Annotated in this window: 3 protein-coding genes and 1 pseudogene; all 4 read left to right on the top strand. The window is 47.7% G+C overall.

The window, feature by feature from the left end; all coding sequences use genetic code 11:
* On the top strand, positions 1-744 hold a 744-nt coding region (locus tag Q0991_RS19360), incomplete at its 5' end, for a site-specific integrase (protein WP_299491598.1).
* 238 nt (positions 745-982) lie between these two features.
* The gene (locus Q0991_RS19355; RefSeq protein ID WP_299491596.1) at positions 983-1,135 is read left to right on the top strand and encodes a hypothetical protein; all 153 of its coding nucleotides are present in this window, start codon (positions 983-985) and stop codon (positions 1,133-1,135) included.
* Positions 1,136-1,138: 3 nt separating this feature from the next.
* On the top strand, positions 1,139-1,804 hold the full coding sequence (locus Q0991_RS19350; RefSeq protein ID WP_299491594.1) for a tyrosine-type recombinase/integrase: 666 nt from the start codon (positions 1,139-1,141) through the stop codon (positions 1,802-1,804).
* Between the two features lie 104 nt (positions 1,805-1,908).
* Positions 1,909-2,135, top strand: a pseudogene (locus Q0991_RS19345) (hypothetical protein); the annotation flags it as partial.

The following is a 2,135-nucleotide window of genomic DNA, read 5'->3' as shown; positions in this document are numbered from 1 at the left end:
GACTATCTCAATAGCCTGACCCATCTGTCTTACACGACTCACCATCGGCATCAAGCCACCCTCAATGCCTTACTCAACTTTGCTGTTCGCCAACGGTACATCCGCAGCAATCCCATTGCCCAGTTAGAGCATCGTTCACCGGATAAAGCCAAGGGAGAGCATCTAAGTGATCAGCCCATTCGGTTCTTAAAACCCGAGCAATTGACCACCCTGTATCAAGCTGTTTATAACGATGCGCGTTTGTATGCACTGGTGAAGCTATTGCATCACAGTGGGGCCCGCATCTCAGAAATTTTGGCCTTGGATCTGGCAGAAGTCGATCTAGAGCAACGGCAATTTCAGGTCGTGGGTAAAGGCAACAAAACCCGTTGGTGCTTTTACAGCAAAGATGCAGCTGCAGCCTTGCAGACCTACATTCAGTACTATCGCTATACGCCCTCGCTAGCATTGTTCACGGCTAGAAAGACCCCTACGAGTCAAGTGACCCGCCTAAGTTACAGAACAGCCCATCATCACTGGCATCAATCGATTCAAGGCTATCCACAGCTCCAAGGGATAAGGTTGCACGATCTGCGCCATACCTTTGCGACAGAGCGAGTGGGACTGATGGGAATTGAGGAACTCAGAGCCTTAATGGGGCACCAGCATATCCAGACCACCCTTCGGTATCAGACCGTCACATCCGAACAAGCAAAAGGGGCAGCTCAACGAGCGTTTCAACATTTGGAAAATGCAGTTCAATAAGATGCTTTTAATTGAAAGATATTGGTAGCTCATGAACTACTACTTTGCAGGTAAAAATGGAGGTATCTCAGAATATAGGAATTACTCTGCAATCGAAGGGTGAGTTTAAAAAAGAGGCCAAGACAACGAGATTGACTTCCATTTCACGGAATTAAATTCAAACGTCGCCTGAATCAACTATCAGATATAGCTTTCAGTCTTATGGCCCTCTACCCGAGGAATCGTTGTCATACCCCTTGTGGGGATTGGCCGACTGAAGGCATTGGAATTAGCCGCCCGATATCGGGAATGTATGATGCAGCGAGGGTTGCAGGCAAATACCATCAATCGGCGGTTGTCCGCAGTGAAGTCCATGGTGCGGATGGCCAGACGTTTGGAAATGTGTGATTGAACTTTGGCGGAAGTAGATGGCCTAACAGTAAAACCTTATCGGGATACTCGGGGAATTACAGCCTCTCAATTTCGACTGATGATGGTGTTCGTCAATCGGTTTTCTTTGGCTGGGGCTCGGGATTTCGCCATGTTGACGCTGTTGTGGGAAGCGGGATTGCGACGGTCTGAGCTGGTGGGCTGTGATGTCCGTCATTTTGACTCGGAGCAGAAACGGTTGTCGATTTTAGGGAAAGGAAGGAACGAAAGAGAATGGATTGATTTGACGGGAAGTGGGGTACGAGCCATTTCAGAGTGGCTGGAACAAAGAGAGGTTTATGCCCTCACGGAGCCGTTGTTTATCTCGTTGGATCGGGTGAATTGGGGGTCGCGGTTGTCAGGGACATCGGTATATCGAATTGTTCGGGCTCTAGCAAAGAAGGCAGGGGTGAGCGAGAGCTTTGGGCCTCATAAGGTACGTCATAGTGGCACAACAACTTATTTAGAAATGACGGGTGGGGATTTGCGGGGGGCACAGGCATACTCTCGGCATGCCAATCTCAATACACTCAAGTTCTATGATGACAATCGCAAGCAGCTTCAGAAGAAGGCTTCAGCGAAGCTGGCAGAGACGATTTCTTGGAAGAAGACTTCTGATAGTTTATCGGATCACTATCTCAATCAATCTTGAGAAAGCCACCTCAAAAAATGGCAATGCTCTATCATCACCGGAAAATTGAAAAAAACCCATAGTTGATACTCCTGAGTTTAAGGAGGTAGAGAGCGCCAGAGATAATGCAGATATCCAAGCGAGCCAACTATATTTGGGGACTGCTAGCAATCACTCTTTTGGCAGTGATATTAGCCAGTCGTCTGACAACTAAGAATATGAGCCAACCCCATCCAGCACAGCGTTCCTTTTATCAAGGTTTTATCTATCAGCCTTATGACTGGAGCGATGAAGCCTTTGAAGAAACATTCCGGGTGATCGGGGAAAACAGTGACATCATTGGCTTCTATTT

The organism is Acaryochloris sp. IP29b_bin.137, from assembly GCF_028285745.1.
Lineage (GTDB): Bacteria > Cyanobacteriota > Cyanobacteriia > Thermosynechococcales > Thermosynechococcaceae > Acaryochloris.
Note: the sequence above shows the minus strand (reverse complement) of the source record. Positions and strands in the feature narration are given on the sequence as shown.